We start from the raw sequence: 678 nt of genomic DNA, 5'->3' as shown, positions 1-678 counted from the left end.
TCACAGAGGTTGCCACCGCTACGGTCCAGCCGGTGGCGCCAGCCGCTGATGTGGCCGAGCCGGTGCAAGCCCCGATCGCGGACGAACGAAGCCTGGAAGACGAGTTGAATGCGCTGCTGGGCGCCATGACGGCGCGCACAGTGCCCATGGCCAGCGAGCCCGCCACTGCTCAGCCAGCTGTCGCCGCCCCGCCGCCTGCCGAAGCAGCAGAGACCGCGGAAGAACCTGCCGAACTTGTCGGCGACCTCCACTGGGATCTTGATGAATCTTCGCCTGAGCAGCCTCAGCACCTTGGTGATGCGCAAGCGGCCGACGTGAATCTCGACGATCTTCTGCTTGATGAAGTTGAGGGCCTGGATTCGGGCTCGGAGGCTGCCGGGCAAGGTGATGTCGATTTCGACAACGATGCGTTCGACGCGGCTTTGGCCAAAAGCCTTGACCCGCGTGAGGTGGCCCGGGACAATTCGGCGGATTCTCTCGATTGGCTGGCGGAACGTTCCACGCCGCCAGAGCCGGCCCGTTCGTGGAGCCGCGTGACGCCGGTTCCGCAGCAGCCGTCATTCAGCGCTCAGCCTGCGTTTAGCGCTCAGCCGGCCGCTTCGATGGCATCCATGGCCGCAGCGCCGGCAGTCGCCGCGGCGACTGCCTACCGTTCGGCCGAGCCGGTCGAGACCGTCA

The 678-nt window shown here is 66.2% G+C and carries 1 pseudogene; it reads left to right on the top strand.

The window, feature by feature from the left end:
* Positions 1–678: pseudogene (locus EN993_RS36525) on the top strand (SPOR domain-containing protein); the annotation flags it as partial.

The sequence above is a fragment of the Mesorhizobium sp. M7D.F.Ca.US.004.01.2.1 genome, assembly GCF_003997785.1.
Lineage (GTDB): Bacteria > Pseudomonadota > Alphaproteobacteria > Rhizobiales > Rhizobiaceae > Mesorhizobium > Mesorhizobium loti.
The sequence above is the reverse complement of the archived record's forward strand: the minus strand, read 5'-3'. Positions and strand labels throughout refer to the sequence as shown.